This is a genomic window from Streptomyces sp. DH37, assembly GCF_029813835.1.
Classification (GTDB): domain Bacteria; phylum Actinomycetota; class Actinomycetes; order Streptomycetales; family Streptomycetaceae; genus Streptomyces.
In genome coordinates this window covers 1-427 of record NZ_JARVKV010000207.1, presented here as the reverse complement: position 1 = coordinate 427, position 427 = coordinate 1, and the positions used below count along the sequence as shown (strand labels likewise).

Annotated in this window: 1 protein-coding gene; it reads left to right on the top strand. The window is 35.1% G+C overall.

The window, feature by feature from the left end; genetic code table 11:
* Nucleotides 1-21 precede the first annotated feature (21 nt).
* On the top strand, nucleotides 22-427 hold a 406-nt coding region (locus tag QC029_RS30695; protein WP_336621624.1), incomplete at its 3' end, for a DUF389 domain-containing protein.

Below are 427 nucleotides of genomic sequence, written 5' to 3'. Positions count from 1 at the left end.
AATGCTGTAGTCATAGGAGCTATGTTAATTTCACCTGTTATGACACCAATATTAGCCTTAGGATATGGTCTGTCTGTTTTAGACTCTTTTGTAGTAAGAAAGTCTGCTAAATTATTACTCTTAGAAGTAGCGGTCAGCATAATCGTATCCTCACTTTATTTTATGATATCACCCATCAGTTATCCGAGTAGCGAAATTATTTCAAGAACAAGTCCAACCATCTGGGATGTTATCATCGCTTTTGCAGGTGGAGTGGCAGGAATCATTGGTACAAGAAAAAAACAAGCTAATAATATTGTTCCAGGAGTGGCAATAGCTACAGCTTTAATGCCACCTTTATGTACTATTGGGTATTCAATTTCAGTATTAAAATGGGAATATTTTTTAGGGTCGTCTTATTTATTCGTTATCAATAGTGCTTTCATTA